The 25,254-nt window shown below is 65.2% G+C and carries 24 protein-coding genes; 17 read left to right on the top strand and 7 right to left on the bottom strand.

Annotated elements, in window-relative coordinates; all coding sequences use genetic code 11:
* Positions 1-309: 309 nt before the first annotated feature.
* The 11 genes from rpoE to pdxJ all read left to right on the top strand — a co-directional run bounded on the left by rpoE (position 310) and on the right by pdxJ (position 10,420).
* Entirely contained in the window at positions 310-891 is a 582-nt protein-coding gene (gene rpoE, locus E8F12_RS14700) for an RNA polymerase sigma factor RpoE (protein WP_280325991.1), read from the top strand.
* Positions 892-922: 31 nt separating this feature from the next.
* The gene (locus tag E8F12_RS14705) at positions 923-1,513 is read left to right on the top strand and encodes an RseA family anti-sigma factor (RefSeq protein ID WP_280325992.1); all 591 of its coding nucleotides are present in this window, start codon (positions 923-925) and stop codon (positions 1,511-1,513) included.
* Between the two features lie 8 nt (positions 1,514-1,521).
* Entirely contained in the window at positions 1,522-2,472 is a 951-nt protein-coding gene (locus E8F12_RS14710; RefSeq protein WP_280325993.1) for a MucB/RseB C-terminal domain-containing protein, read from the top strand.
* A 192-nt stretch (positions 2,473-2,664) separates the two neighbouring features.
* Positions 2,665-4,089: a DegQ family serine endoprotease gene (locus E8F12_RS14715; protein ID WP_280325994.1), complete on the top strand. Its 1,425-nt coding sequence runs from the start codon at positions 2,665-2,667 to the stop codon at positions 4,087-4,089.
* 151 nt (positions 4,090-4,240) lie between these two features.
* Positions 4,241-6,040 carry a translation elongation factor 4 gene (lepA, locus tag E8F12_RS14720; RefSeq protein ID WP_280325995.1) on the top strand — a complete coding sequence of 600 codons (1,800 nt, stop codon included), beginning with the start codon at positions 4,241-4,243 and terminating at the stop codon, positions 6,038-6,040.
* 5 nt (positions 6,041-6,045) lie between these two features.
* Positions 6,046-6,900 (top strand): signal peptidase I, encoded by an 855-nt coding sequence (gene lepB, locus E8F12_RS14725; protein WP_280325996.1) that lies wholly within the window; start codon positions 6,046-6,048, stop codon positions 6,898-6,900.
* 115 nt (positions 6,901-7,015) lie between these two features.
* The gene (locus E8F12_RS14730) at positions 7,016-7,393 is read left to right on the top strand and encodes a DUF4845 domain-containing protein (protein WP_280325997.1); all 378 of its coding nucleotides are present in this window, start codon (positions 7,016-7,018) and stop codon (positions 7,391-7,393) included.
* On the top strand, positions 7,390-8,079 hold the full coding sequence (rnc, locus tag E8F12_RS14735) for a ribonuclease III (protein WP_280290196.1): 690 nt from the start codon (positions 7,390-7,392) through the stop codon (positions 8,077-8,079). The genes E8F12_RS14730 and rnc overlap by 4 nt, the downstream gene beginning before the upstream one ends.
* Positions 8,072-8,974 (top strand): GTPase Era, encoded by a 903-nt coding sequence (gene era / locus E8F12_RS14740; protein ID WP_280325998.1) that lies wholly within the window; start codon positions 8,072-8,074, stop codon positions 8,972-8,974. The genes rnc and era overlap by 8 nt, the downstream gene beginning before the upstream one ends.
* Before the next feature lie 8 nt (positions 8,975-8,982).
* Entirely contained in the window at positions 8,983-9,681 is a 699-nt protein-coding gene (recO, locus tag E8F12_RS14745) for a DNA repair protein RecO (protein WP_280325999.1), read from the top strand.
* The gene (gene pdxJ, locus E8F12_RS14750; protein ID WP_280326000.1) at positions 9,674-10,420 is read left to right on the top strand and encodes a pyridoxine 5'-phosphate synthase; all 747 of its coding nucleotides are present in this window, start codon (positions 9,674-9,676) and stop codon (positions 10,418-10,420) included. Before recO ends, pdxJ begins: the two co-directional genes overlap by 8 nt.
* A 143-nt stretch (positions 10,421-10,563) precedes the next feature.
* Here the strand turns inward: pdxJ and cra are convergent, their stop codons facing one another.
* Positions 10,564-11,547: a catabolite repressor/activator gene (cra, locus tag E8F12_RS14755; RefSeq protein ID WP_280326001.1), complete on the bottom strand. Its 984-nt coding sequence runs from the start codon at positions 11,545-11,547 to the stop codon at positions 10,564-10,566.
* A 205-nt stretch (positions 11,548-11,752) separates the two neighbouring features.
* On the opposite strand from cra, the gene ptsP reads away from it, so the two are divergent.
* The 4 genes from ptsP to arfB all read left to right on the top strand — a co-directional run bounded on the left by ptsP (position 11,753) and on the right by arfB (position 17,911).
* Positions 11,753-14,614, top strand: coding sequence for a phosphoenolpyruvate--protein phosphotransferase (gene ptsP, locus E8F12_RS14760; RefSeq protein WP_280326002.1), 2,862 nt, complete (start codon positions 11,753-11,755; stop codon positions 14,612-14,614).
* On the top strand, positions 14,614-15,570 hold the full coding sequence (gene pfkB / locus E8F12_RS14765; protein ID WP_280326003.1) for a 1-phosphofructokinase: 957 nt from the start codon (positions 14,614-14,616) through the stop codon (positions 15,568-15,570). Before ptsP ends, pfkB begins: the two co-directional genes overlap by 1 nt.
* Positions 15,567-17,309 carry a fructose-specific PTS transporter subunit EIIC gene (locus tag E8F12_RS14770; RefSeq protein ID WP_280326004.1) on the top strand — a complete coding sequence of 581 codons (1,743 nt, stop codon included), beginning with the start codon at positions 15,567-15,569 and terminating at the stop codon, positions 17,307-17,309. Before pfkB ends, E8F12_RS14770 begins: the two co-directional genes overlap by 4 nt.
* Positions 17,310-17,497: 188 nt before the next feature.
* Positions 17,498-17,911, top strand: coding sequence for an alternative ribosome rescue aminoacyl-tRNA hydrolase ArfB (gene arfB / locus E8F12_RS14775; protein ID WP_280290189.1), 414 nt, complete (start codon positions 17,498-17,500; stop codon positions 17,909-17,911).
* Between the two features lie 95 nt (positions 17,912-18,006).
* Here the strand turns inward: arfB and E8F12_RS14780 are convergent, their stop codons facing one another.
* The 3 genes from E8F12_RS14780 to phhA all read right to left on the bottom strand — a co-directional run bounded on the left by E8F12_RS14780 (position 18,007) and on the right by phhA (position 20,413).
* Positions 18,007-19,200, bottom strand: a complete 1,194-nt coding sequence (locus E8F12_RS14780; protein ID WP_280326005.1) for an amino acid aminotransferase — start codon at positions 19,198-19,200, stop codon at positions 18,007-18,009.
* Positions 19,197-19,553, bottom strand: a complete 357-nt coding sequence (locus E8F12_RS14785) for a 4a-hydroxytetrahydrobiopterin dehydratase (RefSeq protein WP_280290187.1) — start codon at positions 19,551-19,553, stop codon at positions 19,197-19,199. Before E8F12_RS14785 ends, E8F12_RS14780 begins: the two co-directional genes overlap by 4 nt.
* Before the next feature lie 74 nt (positions 19,554-19,627).
* Positions 19,628-20,413, bottom strand: coding sequence for a phenylalanine 4-monooxygenase (gene phhA / locus E8F12_RS14790; RefSeq protein WP_280326006.1), 786 nt, complete (start codon positions 20,411-20,413; stop codon positions 19,628-19,630).
* A 259-nt stretch (positions 20,414-20,672) separates the two neighbouring features.
* Here phhA and E8F12_RS14795 point away from each other — a divergent pair, with 259 nt between their 5' ends.
* Positions 20,673-22,232 (top strand): sigma-54-dependent transcriptional regulator, encoded by a 1,560-nt coding sequence (locus tag E8F12_RS14795; RefSeq protein WP_280326007.1) that lies wholly within the window; start codon positions 20,673-20,675, stop codon positions 22,230-22,232.
* Between the two features lie 246 nt (positions 22,233-22,478).
* Here E8F12_RS14795 and mdtI read toward each other — a convergent pair whose 3' ends face one another.
* The 3 genes from mdtI to E8F12_RS14810 form a co-directional block, all read right to left on the bottom strand.
* Positions 22,479-22,808: a multidrug/spermidine efflux SMR transporter subunit MdtI gene (mdtI, locus tag E8F12_RS14800; protein ID WP_280326008.1), complete on the bottom strand. Its 330-nt coding sequence runs from the start codon at positions 22,806-22,808 to the stop codon at positions 22,479-22,481.
* The gene (locus E8F12_RS14805) at positions 22,805-23,161 is read right to left on the bottom strand and encodes a multidrug efflux SMR transporter (RefSeq protein ID WP_280326009.1); all 357 of its coding nucleotides are present in this window, start codon (positions 23,159-23,161) and stop codon (positions 22,805-22,807) included. The genes mdtI and E8F12_RS14805 overlap by 4 nt, the downstream gene beginning before the upstream one ends.
* 431 nt (positions 23,162-23,592) lie before the next feature.
* On the bottom strand, positions 23,593-24,474 hold the full coding sequence (locus tag E8F12_RS14810) for a LysR substrate-binding domain-containing protein (RefSeq protein ID WP_280326010.1): 882 nt from the start codon (positions 24,472-24,474) through the stop codon (positions 23,593-23,595).
* A 137-nt stretch (positions 24,475-24,611) separates the two neighbouring features.
* Here E8F12_RS14810 and E8F12_RS14815 point away from each other — a divergent pair, with 137 nt between their 5' ends.
* On the top strand, positions 24,612-25,250 hold the full coding sequence (locus E8F12_RS14815; RefSeq protein ID WP_280326011.1) for an NAD(P)H-dependent oxidoreductase: 639 nt from the start codon (positions 24,612-24,614) through the stop codon (positions 25,248-25,250).
* Positions 25,251-25,254 lie beyond the last annotated feature (4 nt).

The following is a 25,254-nucleotide window of genomic DNA, read 5'->3' on the forward strand; positions in this document are numbered from 1 at the left end:
GTGGCGCCAGGGAACTTTTTAAGTCTTTCAGGTTCCATTCAGGGTCACCCATTTGAAGAGACGGTGCTTGCTTACATTGACGCAACGAATGCACATGAAATGTGCAACCGGGATGCCTGTAGATCAAGCGACTTATATTCGGCGCAGCATGGCCCGCGGCCCTGCTGCGCCATTCCGTGCGGATGAGAAAAGATCAATCTGCAGGAAGCTTGCTTGGAGGGGAGAACTTTTGCGCAACGCTCGAGTCTATTTTGGCAGGCCGATCCACTGGCTGGCGCAGCACCCCTTCGAGACCGACGAGGAGTGTTCATGCTAAGCCAGGAACAGGATCAGCAGCTGGTCGAGCGGGTGCAGCAGGGCGACAAGCGGGCTTTCGATTTGCTGGTGCTGAAGTACCAGCACAAGATTCTCGGGCTGATCGTGCGATTCGTGCACGACGCCCAGGAAGCCCAGGATGTAGCCCAGGAAGCCTTCATCAAGGCTTACCGCGCACTCGGCAACTTCCGCGGTGACAGCGCCTTTTATACCTGGCTGTACCGCATCGCCATCAACACGGCGAAAAACCATCTGGTGGCACGTGGAAGACGTCCGCCGGACAGTGATGTAAGTGCTGAGGACGCCGAGTTTTATGACGGCGACCACGCCCTCAAGGATATCGAGTCGCCGGAGCGAGCCCTGCTGCGCGACGAGATCGAGGCCACAGTGCACAGGAGCATCCAGCAACTGCCGGAAGATTTACGCACGGCGCTGACTTTGCGTGAGTTCGATGGTCTTAGTTATGAAGACATTGCAAGTGTTATGCAGTGTCCGGTGGGTACTGTGCGATCCCGCATCTTCAGGGCGCGGGAAGCCATCGATAAAGCCTTGCAACCTTTGTTGCAGGGAACCTGAGACAGCGGCGACAGCCAAGAGGGGAACCGCCATGAGTCGTGAAGCTTTGCAGGAATCGCTGTCCGCGGTGATGGATAACGAGGCGGACGAACTGGAGCTGCGTCGAGTTCTCGCCGCCAGCGAAGATCAAGAATTGCGGGCTACCTGGTCGCGTTACCAGATTGCTCGCGCCGTGATGCACAAGGAGCTGCTGGAGCCGCGCCTTGACATCGCCGCAGCCGTTTCGGCTGCGTTGGCCGAAGAAGCCGTGCCCGCCAAGGTGGTGCGTGGTCCGTGGCGTACCCTTGGCCGTCTGGCGGTGGCCGCTTCGGTGACCCTGGCCGTGCTCGCCGGTGTGCGCCTGTACAATCAGGACGATGTCGCGGGTACCCAGCAACTGGCGCAGCAGCAAGCCACACAGCCGGCGATGACGATGCCGCAGGCGCAGCAGGGTGCTGTCCTGGCCGGCTATAGTGAAGAAGGCAAGCAGGCACAGCAGCCGATCGGCGCGACCCAGGCGTCGTCCGGTTGGCACGAAAAACGCCTCCCGGCCTATCTGCGGCAACATGCCCAACAGGCCGCGATGAGCGGTAGCGACAGCGCACTGCCCTATGCCCGCGCTGCCAGTCTGGAGAGCCGCTGAGGAGGAACATGCGCGCACTACCGGTTTTCATCTTGCTTGGCGGCTGGCTGACGCAATCAGCCTTTGCCGCCGACGCTCAGGACTGGCTGCAGCGCCTCGCTGACGCGGAGCAGCGCCAGAGTTTCCAGGGAGTTTTCGTCTACGAACGAAATGGGAGCTTCTCCACCCACGAAGTCTGGCACCAGGTCCAGCAGGGCGGCGAAGTACGCGAGCGTCTGTTGCAGCTCGATGGTCCGGCGCAGGAGGTGGTGCGTGTCAACGGCCGCACCCAATGCGTGAGTGGCGCCCTTTCCGACCAGATGTCCGATGGCCAGGTCTGGCCCGCCCGGCGTCTGGATGCAAAGCAGCTCGCCGAGTGGTACGACCTGCGCTTGGCTGGTGAGTCCCGCGTGGCGGGGCGGCCAGCCGTGGTGCTGACCCTGACCCCCCGCGACCAGCACCGCTATGGCTTCGAGCTGCACTTGGACCGTGACACCGGCCTGCCGCTCAAGTCGCTGCTGCTGAGCGACAAGGGCCAGTTGCTGGAGCGCTTCCAGTTCACCCGCATCGACACTGCCGGCGACCTGGATGACGGCAAGCTGCAGCCCGGCGAGAGCTGCAAGGCGGTACGCGTCAGCGAAGCGCCGAAGGACAAACCGGCCCACTGGCGTTCCGAGTGGCTGCCGCCCGGCTTCAGCCTGACCAGTGCACTGGAACGGCGCAGTCCCGCGTCGTCCGACCCTGTGTCCAGCCTGCTCTACAGCGACGGCCTGGCGCGTTTCTCCGTATTCCTCGAGCCCCTGCACGGCGCTGTCGTCGAAGACGCGCGCAGCCAGCTGGGGCCCACCGTCATGGTGTCCAAGCGGGTCAGCACCGCAGATGGTGATGTGATGGTGACCGTGGTCGGCGAGATTCCCCTGGGGACCGCCGAGCGGGTGGCTCTGTCCATGCGCGCAGCGGAGGCTTCTGCGACGCAATGATCCCCGCTGCAGGAGCTTCAAGCGATTTTCGGTGCGGGAGCCCAGGCTCCCGCCGTGTCTTTTTCACGATGTTCCACCGAGCCTGGGGCTGACGCTCCGGGCTCTTTTTGCTTTTGTGTTTCAGTTTTGCTCGCCGAGCCGGGCGGCTCGGCGAGTTCATACCACTCGTTATGCGACGGGAGCTGTATGTCGATGCTTAACCTCAAATCCTGCATGACCGCTGTGGCAGCCTTGCTGCTGCTCGGTCAAACCCTTGTGGTCCGTGCCGATCTGCCGGACTTCACGCCCCTGGTCGAAGAGGCGTCTCCGGCGGTGGTCAATATCAGCACCCGGCAGAAGCTGCCGCAGCGTGGTGCGGGTGGTGCCCAGGTGATGCCAGACCTGGAAGGACTGCCGCCCATGCTGCGCGAGTTCTTCGAGCGCAACATGCCGCCGGCGCCGCGCAATCCCCAGGGCGGCCGCCAGCGCGAGGCCCAGTCCCTCGGTTCCGGCTTCATCATCTCCAAGGATGGCTACGTCCTGACCAACAACCACGTGGTGGCCGGTGCCGATGAAATCATCGTGCGCCTGTCCGACCGCAGCGAGCTTGAAGCCAAGCTGATCGGCGCCGATCCGCGCACCGACGTCGCCCTGCTCAAGGTCGAGGGCAAGGATCTGCCAATCGTGAAGATCGGCAAGTCCGACGAACTCAAGGTGGGTGGCTGGGTGCTGGCCATCGGCTCGCCCTTCGGCTTCGATCATTCGGTGACGGCCGGTATCGTCAGCGCCAAGGGCCGCAGCCTGCCGAACGAGAACTATGTACCGTTCATCCAGACGGACGTGGCGATCAACCCGGGTAACTCCGGCGGCCCGCTGTTCAACCTGGACGGCGAGGTGGTCGGCATCAACTCGCAGATCTTCACCCGTTCCGGCGGCTTCATGGGCCTGTCCTTCGCCATCCCGATCGATGTCGCCATGAGCGTTGCCGACCAGCTCAAGGCTGAAGGCAAGGTGAGCCGCGGCTGGCTGGGCGTGGTGATTCAGGAAGTGAACAAGGACCTGGCCGAATCCTTTGGTCTCGACAAGCCGGCTGGCGCCCTGGTGGCCCAGGTCCTGGAAGGCGGCCCGGCGGACAAGGGCGGCCTGCAGGTAGGCGACGTCATTCTCAGCATGAACGGCCAGCCGATCGTCCTTTCCGCCGACCTGCCGCACCTGGTGGGGGCGCTCAAGCCGGGCAGCAAGATCGATCTGGACGTGGTGCGCGGCGGAACCCGCAAGACGCTCACCATGGCCATTGGCGCGCTGCCTGAGGAAGGCGAGGAAATGGCCGCCTCCGGTGCCGAAGGCGTCGAGCGCAGCAGCAATCGCCTCGGCGTGAGCGTGGTCGAGCTGACCGACGAGCAGAAGAAGGCCCTGGACATCCAGGGTGGCGTGGTGATCAAGGACGTGCTGGAAGGTCCGGCTGCCATGATGGGCCTGCGCCCGGGTGACGTGATCACCCACCTGAACAACCAGGCCATCAGCTCCGCCAAGACCTTCACCCAGATCGCCAAGGACCTGCCGAAGAATCGTTCGGTATCCATGCGCGTACTGCGTCAGGGGCGCGCCAGCTTCATTACCTTCAAGCTGGCCGAATAAAGCGGTTCCAGGGAAAAGGGCGGCCTGGTGCCGCCCTTTTTCGTTTCCGCCGTCCGCTGCATGGACGTGACGGGTCCACTGCCGATCAGGTAAACTCCCCCGCTATTTTTCGGCGAGCAAGCCTGCTCGCGGCTTTCTTGAGTGTTGATCCGTGAGTGACCTGAGTCATATCCGCAATTTCTCCATCATCGCCCACATCGACCATGGCAAGTCGACCCTGGCAGACCGCTTCATTCAGATGTGCGGTGGCCTGTCCGACCGCGAGATGGAGGCCCAGGTACTGGACTCCATGGACCTGGAGCGCGAGCGTGGCATCACCATCAAGGCCCACAGCGTCACCCTGCACTACAAGTCGCAGGACGGTAAGACCTACCAGTTGAACTTCATCGACACCCCCGGCCACGTGGACTTCACCTACGAAGTCAGCCGCTCCCTGGCGGCCTGTGAAGGCGCGCTGCTGGTGGTGGACGCCGGCCAGGGCGTGGAAGCCCAGTCCGTTGCCAACTGCTACACCGCCATCGAGCAGGGCCTCGAGGTCATGCCGGTGCTGAACAAGATGGACCTGCCCCAGGCCGAGCCGGAGCGGGTCAAGGACGAAATCGAGCACATCATCGGCATCGACGCCACCGACGCCGTGCCCTGCAGCGCCAAGAGCGGCATGGGCGTGATCGATGTGCTGGAACAGCTGGTCAAGGTCATCCCGCCGCCTGAAGGCGAGATCGAGGCGCCGCTGCAGGCGCTGATCATCGACTCCTGGTTCGACAACTACCTGGGCGTGGTCTCGCTGGTCCGCGTGAAGCACGGCCGGGTGAAGAAGGGCGACAAGATCCTGGTGAAGTCCACCGGCAAGATCCACCAGGTGGACAGCGTCGGCGTATTCACCCCGAAGCACACCGAGATGGCCGACCTCAAGGCCGGTGAAGTGGGCTTCATCATCGCCGGCATCAAGGACATCCACGGCGCCCCCGTGGGCGACACCCTGACCCTCTCCAATACCCCCGACGTCGACGTGCTTCCGGGCTTCCAGCGCATCAAGCCGCAGGTCTATGCCGGCCTGTTCCCGGTCAGCTCCGATGATTTCGAGGACTTCCGCGAAGCCCTGCAGAAGCTGACCCTGAACGACGCCGCGCTGCAGTACGAGCCGGAAAGCTCCGAGGCCCTGGGCTTCGGCTTCCGCATCGGCTTCCTCGGCATGCTGCACATGGAGATCATCCAGGAGCGCCTGGAGCGCGAATACGACCTGGACCTGATCACGACCGCGCCGACCGTGGTCTTCGAAGTGGTGCAGAAGAACGGCGAGACGGTCTACGTCGACAACCCGTCCAAGCTGCCCGACCTCTCGTCCATCGACGAGATGCGCGAGCCCATCGTGCGCGCCAATATCCTGGTTCCCCAGGAGCACCTGGGCAACGTCATCACCCTGTGCATCGAGAAACGCGGCGTCCAGCGCGACATGCAGTTCCTCAGCAGCCAGGTTCAGGTTTGCTACGACCTGCCGATGAACGAAGTGGTGCTGGACTTCTTCGACCGCCTGAAGTCGGTAAGTCGTGGCTACGCGTCGCTGGACTACAGCTTCGACCGCTTCGAACCGGCTAATCTGGTGAAGCTGGACGTACTGATCAACGGCGAGAAGGTCGACGCCCTGGCGCTGATCGTGCATCGCGACCAGGCCCACTACAAGGGCCGTGCGTTGACCGAGAAAATGAAGGAACTGATCCCGCGGCAGATGTTCGACGTGGCGATTCAGGCGGCGATCGGTGGTCAGATCGTTGCACGTACTACCGTGAAGGCGCTCAGGAAGAACGTTCTGGCCAAGTGCTACGGCGGCGACGTCAGCCGTAAGAAAAAACTGCTGGAGAAGCAGAAGGCCGGTAAGAAAAGGATGAAGCAGGTCGGCAGCGTGGAAATCCCGCAGGAAGCCTTCCTCGCTGTGCTCAAAGTGGATAGCTAGGGTCTATGTCGATCAATTTCCCGCTGTTGTTGGTTATCGCCGTGGCAGTCTGCGGCATGCTCGCCCTCGTCGACCTGGTTCTGCTGGCCCCGCGCCGGCGTTCCGCGATCGCCACCTACGAGGGGCAGGTCGGCGAGCCCGATCCGGAGGTACTCGACCGGCTGAACAAGGAACCGCTGCTGATTGAGTACGGGAAGTCCTTCTTCCCGGTGCTTGCCATCGTCCTGGTGCTGCGTTCCTTCCTGGTCGAGCCCTTCCAGATCCCGTCCGGCTCGATGAAGCCCACGCTGGAAGTCGGTGATTTCATCCTGGTCAACAAGTTCGCCTACGGCATTCGCCTGCCCGTGCTGGACAACAAGGTGATCGAAGTGGGTGACCCGCAACGCGGCGATGTCATGGTGTTCCGCTACCCCAGCGACCCGAACATCAACTACATCAAGCGTGTGATTGGTTTGCCGGGCGACCGCATCGCCTACAGCAGCGGCAAGCACCTGACCGTCAACGGTCAGCCGGTGGCGGAGAAGCTGCTGGGCGAGGAGCCGGGTACCCTGGGCAGCGCCATGCTCTACGAAGAGAAGCTGGGCGAAGCCGAGCACCTGATCCGCAAGGAAATGAAGCGCTACCGCATGGAGCCGGGTCGCGAGTGGGTGGTGCCGCAAGGGCACTACTTCATGATGGGCGACAATCGGGACAACTCCAACGACAGCCGCTACTGGAACGACCCCCGTATCCCGAAGGACCTGCTGGGCATGGTTCCGGACCGGAATATCGTCGGCAAGGCGTTTGCCGTCTGGATGAGCTGGCCCGACCCGAAGCTGCGCAACCTGCCGAACTTCTCCCGAGTGGGCCTCATTCACTGATAGCCCGCTTGCCATCGTGGTTTTGCGGCGTTGTTCATGACAGCGCCGCAGACGCCATATAGTCTTGCTTGCGGGCCATTCGGCCTCCAAAAAAATATAGACATTGAGGTCGATCATGACGTTCGCGCGTAAGCAGAAGGGTATGTCGGTTCTGGGCTGGCTGCTGATCCTGGCCGTAGTGGCTTTCCTCGCCAGCACCGCCTTCAAGATCATCCCGCATTACCTCGATTTCTTCTCTCTGGAGAAGATCATCGGTTCGGTGGAAACCGAGAAGGCCCTGGACATCAGGACCATTCCCGACTTCTACAGCCATGTCAGCAAGGGCATGCAGGTCAACGGTATCCGCGACCTGGACCTGAACAAGGCACTGAAGGTGACCCTGGAAAACAACGAGTTCCAGGCCCATCTCCAGTATGAAAAACGCGAATCCCTGGTCGAGAACCTCGATCTGGTGGTGCGCTTCGACAAAGAATTCCGTGTGCGAGCCCAGTGAGCGTATCTCTCAGCCGTCTCGAGCGTAAGCTCGGCTATACCTTCAAGGACCAGGGCCTGATGACCCTGGCCCTGACCCACCGCAGTTACGCGGGGCGCAACAACGAGCGTCTCGAATTCCTCGGCGATGCCATTCTCAACTTCGTCGCCGGCGAGGCGCTGTTCGAACGCTTTCCCCAGGCTCGCGAGGGCCAGCTGTCACGGCTGCGCGCGCGGCTGGTGAAGGGCGAAACCCTGGCCTTGTTGGCCCGTGGCTTCGAGTTGGGCGAGTACCTGCGCCTGGGCTCGGGCGAGCTGAAGAGCGGCGGTTTCCGCCGCGAGTCGATACTCGCCGATGCGCTGGAAGCGCTGATTGGCGCCATCTACCTGGATTCCGGCATGGACGCTGCCCGCGAGCGCGTCCTCGCCTGGTTGGCCAACGAACTCGAAGGCCTGACCCTGGTGGATACCAACAAGGATCCGAAGACCCGGCTGCAGGAGTTCCTGCAGTCCCGGGCCTGTGAACTGCCACGCTATGAAGTGGTGGATATACAGGGTGAACCGCACTGCCGTACGTTCTTCGTCGAGTGCCAGGTCACCCTGCTGAATGACAAGACCCAGGGCCAGGGCGCCAGCCGCCGTATCGCCGAACAGGTGGCCGCGGCCGCCGCCCTGGTTGCCCTCGGCGTGGAGAACGGTAATGACTGATTTCGATACCCCCCGCTGCGGCTACGTCGCCATCGTCGGCCGCCCCAACGTGGGCAAGTCCACGCTGCTCAACCACATCCTCGGGCAAAAGCTGGCGATCACCTCGCGCAAGCCGCAGACCACCCGCCACAACATGCTCGGCATCAAGACCGAGGGCAATGTCCAGGCGATCTACGTCGACACCCCCGGCCTGCACAAGAAGAGCGACAAGGCGCTGAACCGCTATATGAACCGCAGCGCCTCGGCGGCCTTGAAGGACGTGGACGTGGTGGTCTTCGTGGTCGATCGCGACCGCTGGACCGAGGAAGACCAACTGGTGCTGGAGCGTGTGCAGTACGTGCAGGGTCCGGTACTGCTCGCGGTGAACAAGACCGACCGCATGGACGAGAAGGGCGACCTGATCCCGCACCTGTCCTGGCTTCAGGAACAACTGCCGAACGCCGAGCTGGTGCCGATCTCTGCCCTCCAGGGTCACAACCTGGACACCCTGGAGCGCCTGGTGGCCGAGCGTCTGCCGGAAGGTGACCATTTCTTCCCGGAAGATCAGATCACCGACCGCAGCAGCCGCTTCCTCGCCGCCGAACTGGTGCGCGAGAAGATCATGCGCCAGCTGGGCGCGGAACTGCCGTACCAGATCACCGTGGAAATCGAAGAGTTCAAGCAGGAAGGCCATGTCCTGCACATCCATGCCCTGATCCTGGTGGAACGCGACGGTCAGAAGAAAATCATCATCGGCGACGGCGGCGAGCGCATCAAACGCATCGGCCAGGACGCGCGCAAGGACATGGAAGTGCTGTTCGACTCCAAGGTCATGCTCAACCTCTGGGTGAAAGTGAAGGGCGGCTGGTCCGATGACGAGCGTGCCCTGCGTTCCCTGGGCTACAACGACCTCTGAGCCTCTCCATGCACAGCGCGGCGCTACCGGCCTTCGTCCTGCACAGCAGGGCCTATCGGGAAAGCAGCGCGCTGGTTGACTTCTTCACCCCCGAAGGCCGCCTGCGCGCCGTGCTGCGCGGTGCCCGTGGCAAGGCCGGCACCCTGGCGCGGCCGTTCCTGCCGCTGGAGGCCGAGTTCCGCGGCCGCGGCGAGCTGAAGAACGTCGGCCGCCTGGACAGCGCCGGCATCCCCAACCTGCTTGCCGGCGAGGCCCTGTTCAGTGGCCTCTATCTCAACGAACTGCTGGTCCGCCTGCTGCCGCCTGAAGACCCGCAGCCCGCGCTCTTCGAGCACTATGCCGCGACCCTCCAGGCCCTGGCAGCCAATCGTCCGCTGGAGCCCCTGCTGCGCGCCTTCGAATGGCGCCTGCTGGATGAGCTGGGCTATGGTTTCGCCCTAGATACGGACCTGGCCGGGCAGCCCATCGCGGCCGATGGCATCTACCGGCTGCTGCCCGATGCCGGGCTGGAGCCGGTGGGCCAATTGCAGCCCGGCCTGTTCCAGGGCCGCGAACTCCTCGCCCTGGCTGAAGCCGACTGGGACGCCCCCGGCGCCCTCGGCGCGGCTAAGCGCCTGATGCGCCAAGCCCTGGCACCTCACCTGGGCGGCCGACCTCTGGTCAGCCGCGAGCTATTCATGACGATCAAGGAACCTCCCCGTGACTGAAGCCAACCGCGTACTTCTCGGCGTCAACATTGACCACGTCGCCACCCTCCGCCAGGCCCGCGGCACCCGCTACCCGGACCCGGTCAAGGCAGCCCTGGACGCCGAAGAGGCCGGCGCGGACGGCATCACCGTGCACCTGCGCGAAGACCGCCGGCACATCCAGGAACGCGACGTTCGCTTGCTCAAGGACGTGCTGCAGACGCGAATGAACTTCGAGATGGGCGTCACCGAGGAGATGATGGCGTTCGCCGAGGAAATCCGTCCGGCGCACGTCTGCCTGGTACCGGAAACCCGTCAGGAACTGACCACCGAAGGCGGCCTCGACGTCGCCGGCCAGGAAGCCCGTCTCAAGGCGGCCGTGGAACGCCTGGCCAAGGTGGGCAGCGAAGTCTCGCTGTTCATCGATGCCGATGCTGCGCAAATCGAGGCGGCCCATCGTGTTGGCGCTCCGGCCATCGAACTGCACACCGGCCGCTACGCCGATGCCCATACACCGGAAGAAGCGGCCCGCGAGCTGCAGCGCATCCAGGACGGCGTCGCTCTTGGTCTCAAGCTGGGCCTGATCGTCAACGCCGGCCACGGCCTGCACTACCACAACGTCGAGCCGGTGGCGGCGATTCCGGGCATCAACGAGCTGAACATCGGCCACGCCCTGGTGGCCCATGCGCTCTTCGTCGGCTTCAAGCAGGCGGTCGTGGAGATGAAGCAACTGATCATCGGAGCGGCTGCGCGGGGCTGATTCATCCACTCGAATCACCCCTCTCCCTCGGGGGAGGGGTGGCTGAAGCTGAGGCGGGCGGAGGCATTTCTCCGGCACCTGGTCCCTGCATGCAGACCACCTGGGATCGCAACAGCTAGAGCCGTTCCCACAGGGAAAGCCCCTCAGCGCTCCTTCAGCAGTCGCGCAACGCCCTGGACCCCCGGTTCGTAGCGCTCCTGCTCCACCGCTGCCAACGCCAGGCGAAGCACCTGCTCGGCGATCAGTTCGTGCTGCTGGTACATGGAGTTCACCGGCAGCGGCAGGAAGTCCAGCAACTGGGTGTCGCCGAAGGTGCCCACGCGCATCCGCTCCGGCCAGTCGCCGCGTTCGCGCAGCACGTCCAGTACGCCGGCCAGCAACACGTAGGCGGTGGTGATCAACACATCCGGCAGTTCGCCCTGGCGCTCCAGCAGTTCGCTCATCAGACGCCGGCCGCAGTCGCGGCTGAATTCCTCGCCCTGTTCCTCCAGCACGTCGCAATCCAGCCCGGCCAGCGCCTCGCGAAAGCCCGCGCTGCGCTCGGAGCTGATGGGCAGCTCTGGCCGCGCGCCGAGCAGGGCGATGCGCCGGGGCGCCGGTTGCAGCAGGCTGCGGGTGAGTTGCAGGCAGGCCTGGCGGTCGTCGCTGACCACTGAACAGAAACGCTGCGGATCACGCATGCGGTCGACGGCTATCACCGGCAGCCCCTCGTCCAGTAGCTGCCCCAGGCTGTCGTCATCGTCCGGCAGGCAACTGGCGACTATCAGTGCATCGCAGCGCCGCGCACGGAACAGCTTGAGCAACTGCCGTTCACTTTCCGGCTCGTCGTCGGAACTGGCGATCAGCAGCTGGTAGCCCCTTGCCCGCGCACCCTGTTCCAGCAGTTTGGCCAGGCGCGCGTAGCTGGGGTTTTCCAGGTCCGGAAGGATGAAACCCAAGGTGCGCGTCTGCCGGCTGCGCAGACCGGCGGCCTGGGGGTTCGGCTTGAAACCATGCTCGTCCACTACCGCCCGCACGCGCTCGACGGTCGCCGGGCTGATGCGCTTCTGCTCGGCCTTGCCGTTGATCACGTAGCTGGCCGTGGTCACCGAGACACCAGCCAGGCGGGCGATATCACTGAGTTTCAACTTGATGACTCCTGTTATGCGGAACCGTTTCATCGGACGGGCTTCAAGAATCGAAGATTATCGAGTAACGTGCCCGCTCAGTTTAGTGAAACGATTCAGCATGCGTTCTGTCTACTCTTTGGCCAACCATTTCGACGGTTGGCAGCGCAGGCTGATGGCAGGTGACAAATACAATAAGGGCGCAAGGCCCGTGAGAGGTGACGCAATGCTCGAACTGACCGCAGGGCAGATTTCCATGGGCCTGGCCGCGGCGGACAAGGCCGCGGCGTTGCGGATGCTCGCCGAGCAGCTGGAGGACGACGGCTTGGTCGCCCCAGGCTACCTGGCCGGGCTCGAGGCCCGCGAGGCCCAGGGCTCCACCTACCTCGGCCAGGGCATCGCCATTCCCCATGGCACCCCGCAGACCCGCGAGCTGGTGTTCAACACCGGCGTGCGCCTGATGCAGTTCCCCGAAGGCGTGGACTGGGGCGATGGCCAGCGTGTCTTCCTCGCCATCGGCATCGCCGCCAGGTCCGACGAACACTTGCGCCTCTTGCAGATACTCACCCGCGCCCTGGGCGAGGCTGACCTGGGCAGCGAACTGCGCCGCGCCGAAACCCCGGAGGAGATCCTCAAGCTGCTGCAGAGTGCGCCCCAGGAGTTGGCGCTGGACGACCAACTGGTCGGCCTCGGCGTGCCGGTGGAGGACTACGACGAATTGGTGCTGCAAGGCGCCCGCCTGCTGCGCCGAGCAGAGTGCGTGGGGGGCGGTTTCGCCGCCGCGCTGCTGCAGGGCGAGCCGCTGCCGCTCGGCGACGGCCTCTGGTGGCTGCACAGCGACCAGTCAGTGCAACGCCCGGGCCTGGCCTACCTGACCCCGGAAAAGTCACTGCGCTACCTCGACCAGCCACTCAACGGTCTGTTCTGCCTGGCCAGCCTGGGGGATGCCCACCTGGCCCTGCTGGAGCGCCTGTGTGCCCTGCTGATCGAGGGTCGTGGCCGTGAGCTGGCCCGCGCCACCCAGCGCCGCGCCGTACTCGAAGCCCTGGGCGGCGAAACCCAGCCCGACTGGCCCAGCCTGCGCCTGCCGCTGGCCAACGCCCACGGCCTGCATGCCCGTCCGGCCAAGGAGCTGGTGCAGCTGGCCAAGGCGTTCGAGGGCGATATCCGCGTGCGGGTGGCCGACAGTGGCGCCGCTGCGGTATCGGCGAAGAGCCTCAGCAAGTTGCTCAGCCTCGGTGTGCGTCGTGGCCAGGTGCTGGAAATCCTCGCCGAGCCGGCCATCGCCGAGGCGGCGCTGCCGGCCCTGAAGACCGCCATCGAACTGGGACTGGGCGAGGAAATCGAACCATTGCCGCTCAACGAGGCGCCCATGGTGGACGCCGAACCGGAGGCCCAGCCTTTGGCAGCGCCCACGCCGGGCAGCCAGCTCCAGGCGGTCCCCGCCGCGCCCGGCATCGCCGTTGGTCCCGCGCATATTCATCTGCACAAGGAGCTGGACTACCCCCTGCGCGGCGAGTCCCCCGATCTCGAGCGTGAGCGCCTGCAACAGGCCCTGGTCCATGTGCGCGGCGAGATCGAGGCGCTGGTGCTGCGCAGCGAGGCCAAGGCCATCCGCGAAATCTTCATCACCCACCTGGAGATGCTTGCCGACCCCGAACTGGGTGACGAGGTGGACGCCCGTCTGAAACAAGGGGAAAGCGCTGCCGCCGCCTGGATGACCGTGATCGAAGCCGCCGCCACCCAGCAGGAGAGCCTGCACGATGCGCTGCTCGCCGAGCGGGCCGCCGACTTGCGCGATATCGGCCGGCGCGTGCTCGCCCAACTCTGCGGCGTGGAAGACGCCCCCGAGCCGGAAGAGCCCTACATTCTGCTGATGGACGAGATGGCACCTTCTGACGTGGCGCGGCTGGACCGCAACCGCGTGGCCGGCATCCTCACCGCCCGTGGTGGCGCCACCTCCCACAGCGCCATAGTCGCCCGCGCCCTGGGCATTCCAGCCCTGGTGGGTGCCGGTGCCGCCGTACTGCTGCTGCCGCCGCGCACCTCACTGTTGCTGGACGGCCAGCGCGGCCGTCTGATCGTTGCGCCCGACAACGCCCAGCTGGAGCGTGCCCGCCAGGAGCAGGAAGGCCGCCAGCGTCGCCTGCAACTGGCCGATGCCCACAAGCTGGAGCCGGCCATTACCCGCGACGGCCATCGCCTGGAAATCTGTGCCAACCTGGGCGACAGCGCCGGCGCCGCCAAAGCCGTTGCCCAGGGCGCTGAGGGCGTGGGCCTGCTGCGCACCGAATTCATCTTCATGGCCCATCCCCAAGCGCCGGACCTGGCCACCCAGGAGGCCGAGTACCGCCGCGTGTTCGATGCGCTCGATGGCCGCCCGCTGGTGGCCCGCACCCTTGACGTCGGCGGCGACAAGCCCTTGCCCTACTGGCCGGTGCCGGAAGAGGAGAACCCCTTTCTCGGCGTGCGCGGCGTGCGCCTGACCCTGCAGCGCCCGCACCTGATGGAAACCCAGCTGCGCGCGCTGCTGCGAGCCAGCGACGGGCGACCGCTGCGGATCATGTTCCCCATGGTCGGCAGCGTCGAGGAATGGCGCCAGGCCCGGGATATGAGCCTGCGCCTGGCCGCCGAGATTCCCCAGGCCGACCTGCAGCTGGGGATCATGGTCGAGGTGCCCTCGGCCGCGCTGATCGCCCCGGTGTTGGCTCGCGAAGTCGACTTCTTCAGCATCGGCACCAATGACCTGACCCAGTACTGCCTGGCCATCGATCGTGGTCATCCGACGCTCTCGGCCCAGGCCGACGGCCTGCACCCGGCGGTGCTGCAACTGATCGATCTCACGGTGCGCGCCGCCCACGCCCAGGGCAAATGGGTGGGGGTGTGCGGCGAGCTGGCCGGCGACCCGCTGGCCGTCCCGCTGCTGGTGGGTCTGGGGGTGGACGAACTGAGCCTCTCCGCAGGCGGCATCCCCGAGGTCAAGGCGCGGGTGCGCGAGTTCAGCCTGTCGGCAGCCCGCGAGCTGGCCGAAGGCGCGCTGTCGCTGGAAAGCGCGGCGGCGGTGCGCGAGCTGGCGGAGCGTTTCTGATGGCGCGCATCCTCAGTCTCACCCTGAATCCCGCCCTGGACCTGACCCTGAGCCTGGAGCGTCTCACGCCCGGCCAGGTCAACCGCAGCCAGGCCCAGGCCAGCCACGCCGCCGGCAAGGGCCTGAATGTGGCGCAAGTGTTGGCGGACCTGGGGCACAGCCTGACCGTCTCGGGATTCCTCGGCATGGACAATCCTGGAGCCTTCGAGGCGCTGTTCGCCCGGCGGGGCTTCGTCGACGCCTTCGTCCGCGTGCCGGGGGAGACCCGCAGCAATATCAAGCTCGCCGAAGCCGACGGGCGCATCACTGATATCAACGGCGCCGGTCCTCTGGTGGATGCCGCTGCCCAGACGGAACTCCTCGCGCGTCTCGATGCCATCGCTCCCGGCCACGACCTGGTGGTGGTCGCCGGCAGCCTGCCGCGCGGGGTGGAGCCGCGCTTTCTCGGCGAACTGCTGCAACGCCTCAAGGGCCTGGGCCTGAAGGTGGCGCTGGACAGCAGCGGCGAGGCCCTGCGTGCCGGCCTGCTGGCGGCGCCCTGGCTGATCAAGCCGAATACCGACGAACTGGCCGAAATCTGCGGCCGCTCCCTGGCCGACATCGACGCCCAGCGCGACGAGGCTGAGCAACTGCAGGCGCTGGGTATCGAGCAGATCGTCATCTCCCAAGGCGCCCAGGGCGTGAACTGGTTCGGCCCGGGCCTTGCCCTCCATGCCCAGCCGCCACGGGTCACGGTGGTCAGCACAGTGGGGGCGGGTGACTCCCTGCTGGCCGGCATGGTCCATGGCTTGCTCAGCGGCTGGCCGGCGGCGCGCACCCTGCGTCATGCCACCGCCATCGCCGCCCAGGCGGTGACCCAGGTGGGCTTCGGCATCAACGATTCCGCGCAACTGCAACAGCTCGAAGGCGCCGTGGTGGTCCAGGCGCTGCCAGAACAACAAGAGGTGCCCCGATGAAACTCGCCATAGTCACTGCCTGCCCCAATGGCATGGTCACCAGCGTGCTCTGCGCGCGCCTGCTGGACGCCGCCGCCCAGCGCCTGGGCTGGAGCACCAGCGTCGAAGTGGTGGACCCGCAGCACCCGGAACATCAGCTGTCTGCCGCCATCCTGGAGGCTGCCGACTGGCTTCTGGTGGTGCGCAGCGGCCCCCTGGACCTGTCCCGTTTCGCCGGCAAGCGCCTGTTCCTCGCTACCCCGGCCGAGGCCCTGCGTGATAGCGAGGCCTTTCTCTTGCGCGCCGCCGTGGAGGCGAAGGAGCAGCCGGTCGAGGTACAGGCCGCCGCGCCCGTTGCCGGCGCGAGGCCGCGCCTGGTCGCCGTGACCGCCTGCCCGACCGGGGTCGCGCACACCTTCATGGCCGCCGAAGCGCTGAAGCAGGCGGCCCAGCGCCTGGACTGCGAACTCCAGGTGGAGACCCAGGGCTCGGTGGGCGCCCGCGATCCCCTGAGCCTTGATGCCATTGCCGCCGCCGACGCGGTGCTGCTGGCCACGGATATCGAAGTCGATACCGCCCGTTTCGTCGGCAAGAAAGTGTTCCGCTGCGGCACCGGCGTTGCCCTCAAGCAGGCCGAGGTCACCTTGAAGCGCGCCCTGGCCGAGGGCCAGCCACTGGAGGCCAAGGCCGGTGACGCGCAACCGGGCAAGACCAAAGTCGAGCCCAAGGGCGCCTACAAGCACCTGCTCACCGGCGTCTCCTACATGCTGCCGATGGTGGTGGCGGGCGGTCTGCTGATCGCGCTGTCCTTCGTCTTCGGCATCGAGGCCTTCAAGGAGGAGGGCACCCTGGCCGCCGCCCTGATGCAGATCGGCGGCGAAGCGGCCTTCAAGCTGATGGTGCCGCTGCTGGCCGGCTATATTGCCTACTCCATCGCCGACCGGCCGGGTCTCGCGCCCGGCATGATCGGCGGACTGCTGGCCAGTACCCTGGGCGCCGGCTTCATCGGCGGCATCATCGCGGGCTTTCTTGCCGGCTATTCGGCGCGCGCGATCAATCGCCACCTGAAGCTGCCCCCGAGCGTCGAGGCACTGAAACCCATCCTCATCATCCCGCTGCTCTCCAGCCTGTTCACCGGCCTGGTGATGATCTACGTGGTCGGCAAGCCGGTGGCCGGCATGCTCGCCAGCCTCACCCACTTCCTCGACAACATGGGGACCTCCAATGCCATCCTCCTCGGCCTGTTGCTGGGCGGGATGATGTGCGTGGACCTCGGCGGGCCGATCAACAAGGCCGCCTATGCCTTCTCCGTGGGCCTGCTGGCGTCCCAGAGCTACGCGCCCATGGCCGCCACCATGGCCGCCGGCATGGTGCCGCCCATCGGCATGGGCCTGGCCACCCTGCTGATGCGCCGCAAGTTCGCCCAGAGTGAACGCGAGGCCGGTAAGGCGGCGCTGGTGCTGGGGCTGTGCTTCATCTCCGAGGGCGCCATTCCCTTCGCTGCCAAGGACCCGCTACGGGTGATCCCGGCCAGCATCGCCGGCGGCGCCTTGACTGGCGCGCTGTCCATGTACTTCAGCTGCAAGCTGATGGCGCCACACGGCGGGCTGTTCGTGATGCTGATCCCCAATGCCATCAACCATGCGCTGCTCTACCTGGTGGCGATAGTGGCCGGCAGCGTGCTGACCGGGGTGCTCTATGCGCTGCTCAAGCGCGGTGCGGAGCAGGAGATGGTGCTGGAAGAGGGGCGCACGGCCTGAGGACGGCTTCAAGTGTGGGATGTGGGCTGATCGGGGGCTGCTTTCGCGTGGGGGCGATTTCAATCGCTAAGCAGGCCGCAGGTCTGCCCGGAATCCTTGGGGAGCAACTGCGTTGCTCATAGCGAATGAATTCGCCCCCACAGGTACGGGGAGTATCCTTGGCGCTCTCGCCTTCTGGTCCTCGAGCCATGCTGCTGATCTCCAACAACGTCCACCTGCCCGACGATGAAGTCGAGCTGACCGCCATCCGCGCCCAGGGCGCCGGCGGGCAGAACGTCAACAAGGTGTCCAGCGCGGTGCACCTGCGCTTCGATATCAACGCCTCGTCCCTGCCGCCCTTTTACAAGGAGCGGCTGCTGGCGCTGCGCGACAACCGCATCACCGGCGAGGGCGTGATCGTGATCAAGGCCCAGCAATACCGCACCCAGGAGCAGAACCGCGCGGATGCCCTGGAGCGCCTGGCGGAGCTGATCCGCAGCGTGGCCAAGGTGGAAAAGGCGCGGCGGCCGACCAAACCCACACTGGGCTCGAAGAAGCGCCGGCTGGAAGGCAAGGCCAAGCGCGGGGCGGTCAAGGCGGGGAGGGGGAAGGTGGATTATTGAATTGAGCGTAGGGGCGAATTCATTCGCCGGGCAGGCTGAAGGCCTGCCGTAGGTTGGGCCGCCCGGCCCAACCTACGAGCTGGCGAGGGGACTGCTCAACATACCTTGGCGATGGCTGCCGCCAGCTCTTCGATGCGGCTGAAATCCAGACCCGCCACGTTGGCCCGCCCGGTGCTGACCATGTACACGCTGAACTCCGCACGCAGCCGCGCCACCTGCGCAGGCGACAGGCCGGTGTAGGAGAACATGCCACGCTGTTCGCCGATGTGGGCGAAGCGTTCGGCAAGGCCGTAAGGCTGCAGGGCTTCCACCAGGCCGAGGCGCAGGCCGGCGACGCGTTGGCGCATGGCGTCCAGTTCTTCCACCCATTTCGCCTTCAGGGCCGCGTCACCGAGGATGGTCGCGACCACGGCGGCGCCATGGGCCGGCGGGGTGGACCAGAGGTTGCGGGCGAGGAAGGCCAGCTGGCTGCGCACGTCGGTGAGCTTGTCGGCGTCGCCGGCGCAGACGATCAGCGCGCCGGTGCGCTCGCGGTAGAGGCCGAAGTTCTTCGAGCAGGAGCTGGTGACCAGCAGTTCCGGTAGCGCCTCGGCGAACAGACGCACGGCCCACGCGTCCTGCTCCAGGCCGTCACCGAAGCCTTGGTAGGCGAAGTCGATCAGCGGTAGCAGTTCGCGCGCCTTCACCACTTCCAGCACCCGGCGCCAGTCGTCCTGGCTCAAGTCGAAGCCGGTGGGGTTGTGGCAGCAGGCGTGCAGCAGCACCACGTCGCCGGCCGGCACTTTCTCCAGCGCTTTGATCATGGCGTCCACGTCCAGGCGGTTGGTCGCATCCACATAGGGGTAGTGACCGACCTTGAGGCCGGCGCCGCCAAAAATGGTTTCGTGGATCGGCCAGGTCGGGTCGCTCAGCCAGATGCCACGGCCTGGCAGGTTGCTGGCGATGAACTCCGCCGCCAGGCGCAGGGCGCCGGTGCCGCCCGGGGTCTGGGTGGCGCCGGCGCGGCCGGCGGCCTCCAGCGGGTTGCCAGTGCCCAGTACCAGGTCCAGCAGCAGGCGGCCGAAGGCTGCGTCACCGTGGCCGCCGACATAGGTCTTGGTGGTTTCGGTATCCACCAGGCGCTGCTCGGCGAGCTTCACTGCCTGGGGGATGGGCGTCAGACCGCGGGCGTCCTTGTACACGCCCACGCCCAGGTCCAGCTTGGCCGGGTTGGGGTCCAGGCGGTACGCATCCATCAAGCCGAGGATAGGGTCGCCGGGCACCCGGCCGACCTTGGCGAAATGGCTCATTTACGGCCCTCGGCGGTGGCGGCCACCTCGTCGGTGCGGGCCGACATGATGAAGTCATTGCGGTGCAGGCCTTTGGCCTCGTGGCTCCACCAGGTCACGGTGACTTTGCCCCACTCGGTGAGCAGGCCCGGGTGGTGGCCTTCTTCCTCGGCGATGGCGCCGACGGCGTTGGTGAAAGCCAGGGCATAGCGGAAGTTCTTGAAGCGGAACTCCTTCTCCAGCTGCATGATCCCGTCGCGGACTTCGATGTTCCAGTCGGGGATCTGCTTGATCAGCACGGCCAGTTCTTCGTCGGAGACTTTCGGCGCATCGGCGCGGCAGGCTTCGCAATGGGCTTGGGACAGGGCGGTCATGGTCGTTCTTCCAGAATGAGGTTCGTCGGTAGGGTGGATGGCGTTTTATCCATCCACCATTCGCGGGGGACGGGTCAGGCCGCCTTCGGCGGGAACTTCGGCGTGTGCAGGCCCATGGTCATGGCCTTGTGCACCAGGGCCATGATGTCTTCATGGGCGAGTTCGAACAGGCGCTTGAGTTCCGGCAGCACGAAGTAGAGCGGTTGCAGGATGTCGATGCGGTACGGCGTGCGCATGCATTCCAGCGGGTCGAAGGCCTGGTGCTCGGGTTCGCCGGATAGAGCGTAGACGGTCTCCTTGGGCGAGGAGAGGATGCCGCCGCCGTAGATGCGCCGGCCCTGCGGGGTGTCCGTCAGGCCGAACTCGATGGTCATCCAGTACAGGCGGGCGAGGTAGACACGCTCTTCCTTGGTCGCCTTGAGGCCGAGCTTGCCGTAGGTGTGGGTGAATTCGGCGAACCAGGGGTTGGTCAGCAGCGGGCAGTGGCCAAAGATCTCGTGGAAGATATCCGGCTCCTGCAGGTAGTCCAGTTCTTCCGGGGTACGGATGAAGGTGGCCACCGGGAATTGCTGGCTGGCCAGCAGTTCGAAGAAGGTCTGGAAGGGGATCAGCGCCGGCACGCGGGCAACGCGCCAACCGGTGGCGGCCTGGAGCACCTTGTTGATCTCGCCCAGTTGCGGGATGCGGTCATGGGGCATGCCCAGCCGCTCGATGCCATCGAGGTATTCCTGGCACGCACGGCCCTCGATCACTTTCAGCTGGCGGGTGATCAGGGTGTTCCACACCTGATGCTCGGAATCCGGGTAGTGGATGAAACCGTTGGCATCGGGTTCACGGGCCACGTACTGCGTTGCTTTCATTCGGCCTCCTGGGGGTGGGGCTTCGTTGTTGTGTTGCCCTATCGATAGCGCAGGATGGGCCGCGACGCAGCAGGGGCGGGGGCTCAAGGAGTCGCCGCGCAGCCTGGAAATCGTAAGGAAATTTTTACATTGGCGGCGAGGCGGCCAGATATCGCCTTGTCGCAGTGCTGATTTGTCACATATTCTTGACGGAAAAATAGGGTCGAGAACGGATTTTTCTGTCCGGAACCCAAGCAAAAGCCCGACCCAGGGGTGCCTGATGCGTATCAAAGTCCATTGTCAGAACCGCGTGGGGATCCTGCGCGACATCCTCAACCTGCTCGTCGATTACGGCATCAACGTCAATCGCGGTGAAGTCGGCGGCGACCAGGGCAACGCCATCTACCTGCTCTGTCCGAACCTGATCAACCTGCAGCTGCAGTCCCTGCGGCCGAAGCTTGAAGCCATACCCGGCGTGTTCGGCGTCAAACGCGTCGGCCTGATGCCCAGCGAGCGCCGCCACCTGGAGCTGAACGCCCTGCTGGGCGCGCTGGACTTCCCGGTGCTGTCCATCGACATGGGCGGTTCCATAGTCGCCGCCAACCGCGCCGCCGCGCAGCTGCTCGGGGTACGGGTGGACGAGGTGCCGGGCATTCCGCTGGCGCGCTATGTGGAAGACTTCGACCTGCCGGAGCTGGTGCGCGCCAACAAGGCGCGGATCAATGGCCTGCGCATCAAGGTCAAGGGCGACACCTACCTCGCCGATATCGCGCCGCTGCAATCCGAGCACGACGAAAGCGAAGCCCTGGCGGGCGCGGTGCTCACCCTGCACCGCGCCGACCGTGTCGGCGAGCGTATCTACAACGTGCGCAAGCACGAGTTGCGTGGCTTCGACAGCATCTTCCAGAGCTCGCGGGTGATGGCCGCCGTGGTGCGCGAGGCAAGGCGCATGGCGCCCCTGGACGCGCCGCTGCTGATCGAGGGCGAGACCGGCACCGGCAAGGAGCTGCTCGCCCGCGCCTGCCACCTGGCCAGCCCGCGCGGCCAGTCGCCCTTCATGGCGCTGAACTGCGCCGGCCTGCCGGAATCCATGGCCGAGACCGAGCTGTTCGGCTACGGCCCCGGCGCCTTCGAGGGCGCCCGCCCGGAAGGCAAGCTGGGCCTGCTGGAGCTCACCGCCGGCGGCACCCTGTTTCTCGACGGCGTCGGCGAGATGAGCCCGCGCTTGCAGGCCAAGCTGCTGCGCTTCCTGCAGGACGGCTGCTTCCGCCGGGTCGGCAGCGACGAGGAGGTTTACCTCGACGTGCGAGTGATTTGCGCCACCCAGGTGGACTTGTCCGAACTCTGCGCCAAGAGCGAATTCCGCCAGGACCTCTACCACCGCCTCAATGTGCTGTCCCTGCATATCCCGCCGCTGCGCGAGTGCCTGGATGGCCTGCCGCCCCTGGTCGAGCACTTCCTCGATTCGGCCAGCCGACAGATCGGCTGCGGCCTGCCGAAACTGGCGCCGCAAGTGCTGGACAAGCTCAGTCATTACCACTGGCCGGGCAATGTGCGGCAGCTGGAGAACGTGCTGTTCCAGGCGGTTTCCCTGTGCGATGGCGGCACCGTCAAGCCCGAGCACATCCGCCTGCCGGACTATGGCGCGCCCCAGCCGCTGGGCGATTTCTCCCTGGACGGCGGGCTGGACGTGATTCTCGGCCGCTTCGAGAAGGCCGTGCTGGAGCGCCTCTATGCCGAGCATCCGAGCAGCCGCCTGCTGGGCAAGCGGCTCGGGGTGTCGCACACCACCATCGCTAACAAACTGCGCTTGCATGGATTGGGCAAGGAAGAGAGTTAGACCATCGTTCAATGGTCCGGGGGGATGACGGGGCGTAAAAAGGGTCTTGTCTGAATCTTGCGTGATGCGGACACAAGCGTTTCTGACATTCCTCTCCCGGAATGATTGGGCGGGCGACCGGATGGTCGCCCATTTTTTTGTCCGTGATTTCTGGTGGGAAGATCGATGGGTTTCGCTGTGCTCTAGCGGAACGCCGCCCGCACCATCCCACGGTGCAACGGCTACGCCATCCTTTCAACCCATGGGCTAGGCCAGTTTCAGCAGGCCCATCCCCACCAGCAGCAACCCCAGTCCCAGCCAGCCTTTCCAGGCCAGTCTCTGGCCGAACAGCGTCCAGCCTACGGCCACGGTGGCGAGAATGCCGAAGCCGCCCCAGATGGCATAGGCCAGGGACAGGTCGATCCCGCGTACCGCCTGGGCCAGCGCGGTGAATGCCGCCAGGACGCTGAGAATCGACGCCGCCCCCAGCAGCCGACGGCGGAAGCCGTCGGAGTACTTCAGTAGTACGTTGGCCAGCACCTCCAGGGCAATGGCCACGCCCAGCCAGGCGAAATGAATCCAGGTCACGCTGTTCATGCCAAAACCTCCTGCTCGCGCGTCTCGGGTGCGCTGCGGGTACCAGACTTGATCAGCAGGATGCCGGCGATCATCACAGCCAGACCCAGGGCCTTGTACGGGCCGATGCTCTCGCCCAGCCAGGCGACGCTGACGGCGGTGATCAGCACGATGCCGATGCCTTCCCACAAGGCGTAGGCCACGCCTACCGGCACGCGCTTGACCGCCAGCGCGAGGAAGAAATACGACAGACCGATCAGGCCATACATCAGCAGGTAACCAAGCAGAGGCGAGTACTCGGTGGCGAATTTCATCGAAGTGGTGCCGACGACCTCGAAGAGGATCGCGGCAAGGAGATAAAACCAGGAACGCATGGTGCCCTCCCTTGGGCAATGCAGGGCCCTTCGCCTACGGGCGAACGGCGTATGTGCAGGAAGTCCTGGCCATGGCGAGACGGGGCATGCCCGAAGTCTCCACGGCAAAGAGGAAAGGGGAGGGGCTACAGGTCGCCGGTCCAGTGGCGCTCGCGGGAGGCGAGGCGGGCGAAGTGGAAGGGGTGAATCGTTGTGTTCAACATAATGAACACAATATTAGCCGTTCTGGTCTGTGTAAGGCAAATTTGTAGGTTTTGCGGCGTTTGTTGAGCGTATATGTTCGTTATTTTGTTCGGGTGGCTGGGTCGCCTTTCCTGTAGGGGCGAATTCATTCGCCAAGGACTGCGTAGCAGTCCCCGCCTGGGCATGGCAGACCTTCGGCTTGCTTGGCGAATGAATTCGCCCCTACAAGGTGCACCGATGCGGCCGGATCACCCCACCTCCCGGCTCAGCCAGTCGAAGAAAGCCTTCACCGGCGGATGCCGTTCCCGCCCCGGTACACAGAGGGTCAAATAGCCCGCGCCGGCCACCCTCACCTCCGGTCGATAGGGCACCAGCAGTCCACTGGCGAGGCTTTCCGAAACCAGAATGGAGCTGGCCAGCACCAGACCCTGGCCGGCGATGGCGGCTTGCAGGGCGTAATGTTCTTCGTCGTATTCCCGTTGCGGGGCGATCTCCAGCAGCCGTTCCTCGCCCGCTGCCTGGCACCAGGCCTTCCAGCCCAGTTCGTAGAGCACGGCGTTGCGCCACCGCACGGTGATCAGCGTCGGCACCTGGTCTCCGAGGCTGGAGACCAGGGCCGGCGCGCCGTAGACCCCGAAGCATTCATTCAACAGGCACTGGCTGTGCAGGTTGGGGTATTGGCCCATGCCGTAGCGGATCACCAGGTCGACGCTGGCGTCCTGGTGCAGGTCGATCAGCGCGTTGCTTGTGTCCAGGCGCAGGTTGATTTCCGGGTGTTCGGCGTAGAAGCGACCAAGGCGCGGGATCAGCCAAAGGGCGGCGAAGGCCGGCGTGGTGGAGAGCGTCAGGTTGCCGCTGCTGCGTTGCGGGCGGAGCTGGTCGAGGATCTGGGTGATCTCCAGCAGGGCGCCATGGAGGCTGCCGAACAGGCGCTGGCCGCAGTCGGTGAGACGCACGCTGCGGGGCAGGCGATCGAACAGCGGCACCCCCAGCCAGCTTTCCAGGCCGCGGATCTGGTGGGACACCGCCGTGGGGGTCACCGCCAGTTCCGCAGCCGCCGCCTTGAAGCTGGACAGGCGTGCGGCGGCTTCGAAGGTGCGCAGCGCGGTGAGGGGCAGGCTGGAAAACATGGAGGCTCCATGAATGAATTGAATTCATCCAAATGAACTAATGCTCATTTGTCCGTGATGGTTGGGGTAACTAGCGTAGCGCCTGAGTTTCCGCCAAATCATGTGCTTCTGAAAGAATAGACATCAAGGAGATTGAGATGAGTACCATTCTTTCCGTGCAAGGCAGCCCCCGTGGCGAACGTTCCCATTCCCGCCGTCTGCAGGAGTCTTTCCTCAAGGCTTGGCAGGCTCGCCAGGAAGGCCGCCAGGTCCTGCGCCGTGAAGTGGGCCGAGTGGCCATTCCGCTGGTCACCGAGGGCTGGATCGCCGCCTCCTTCCATCCCGAATCCGAGGCGCGCAGCGAGGTGATGAAGGCCGACCTGGCAGTGAGCGACCTGTTGGTGGACGAACTGCTCGCCGCCGATGGCCTGGTGATCTCCGCACCCATGTACAACTTCAGCGTTCCCGCCGGGGTGAAGGCCTGGATCGACCAGGTCATGCGTGTGCGCCGTACCTTCGGCCTCGATCTGAGCAACCCCGCCAACCCCTATACCCCGTTGGTGCTGGGGCGCAAGGCGCTGATCATCACCACCCGTGGCGACCACGGCTACGGCCCTGGCGGCGCCAATGCCCACATGAACCACGCCGATACCTACCTGCGCCTGGTGCTGGGCCATATGGGCATCACCGATGCGACGGTGGTGGCGGTGGAGGACGACGAATTCGGTGGCGAAGGCTTCCAGCAGTCCTACCAGCGCGCCGAGCGGGCGCTGGCGGACCTGGCGGAAACCTTCTGAGGAG

Source organism: Pseudomonas sp. BN102 (assembly GCF_029871245.1).
In the GTDB taxonomy this organism is placed as follows: Bacteria; Pseudomonadota; Gammaproteobacteria; order Pseudomonadales; family Pseudomonadaceae; genus Metapseudomonas.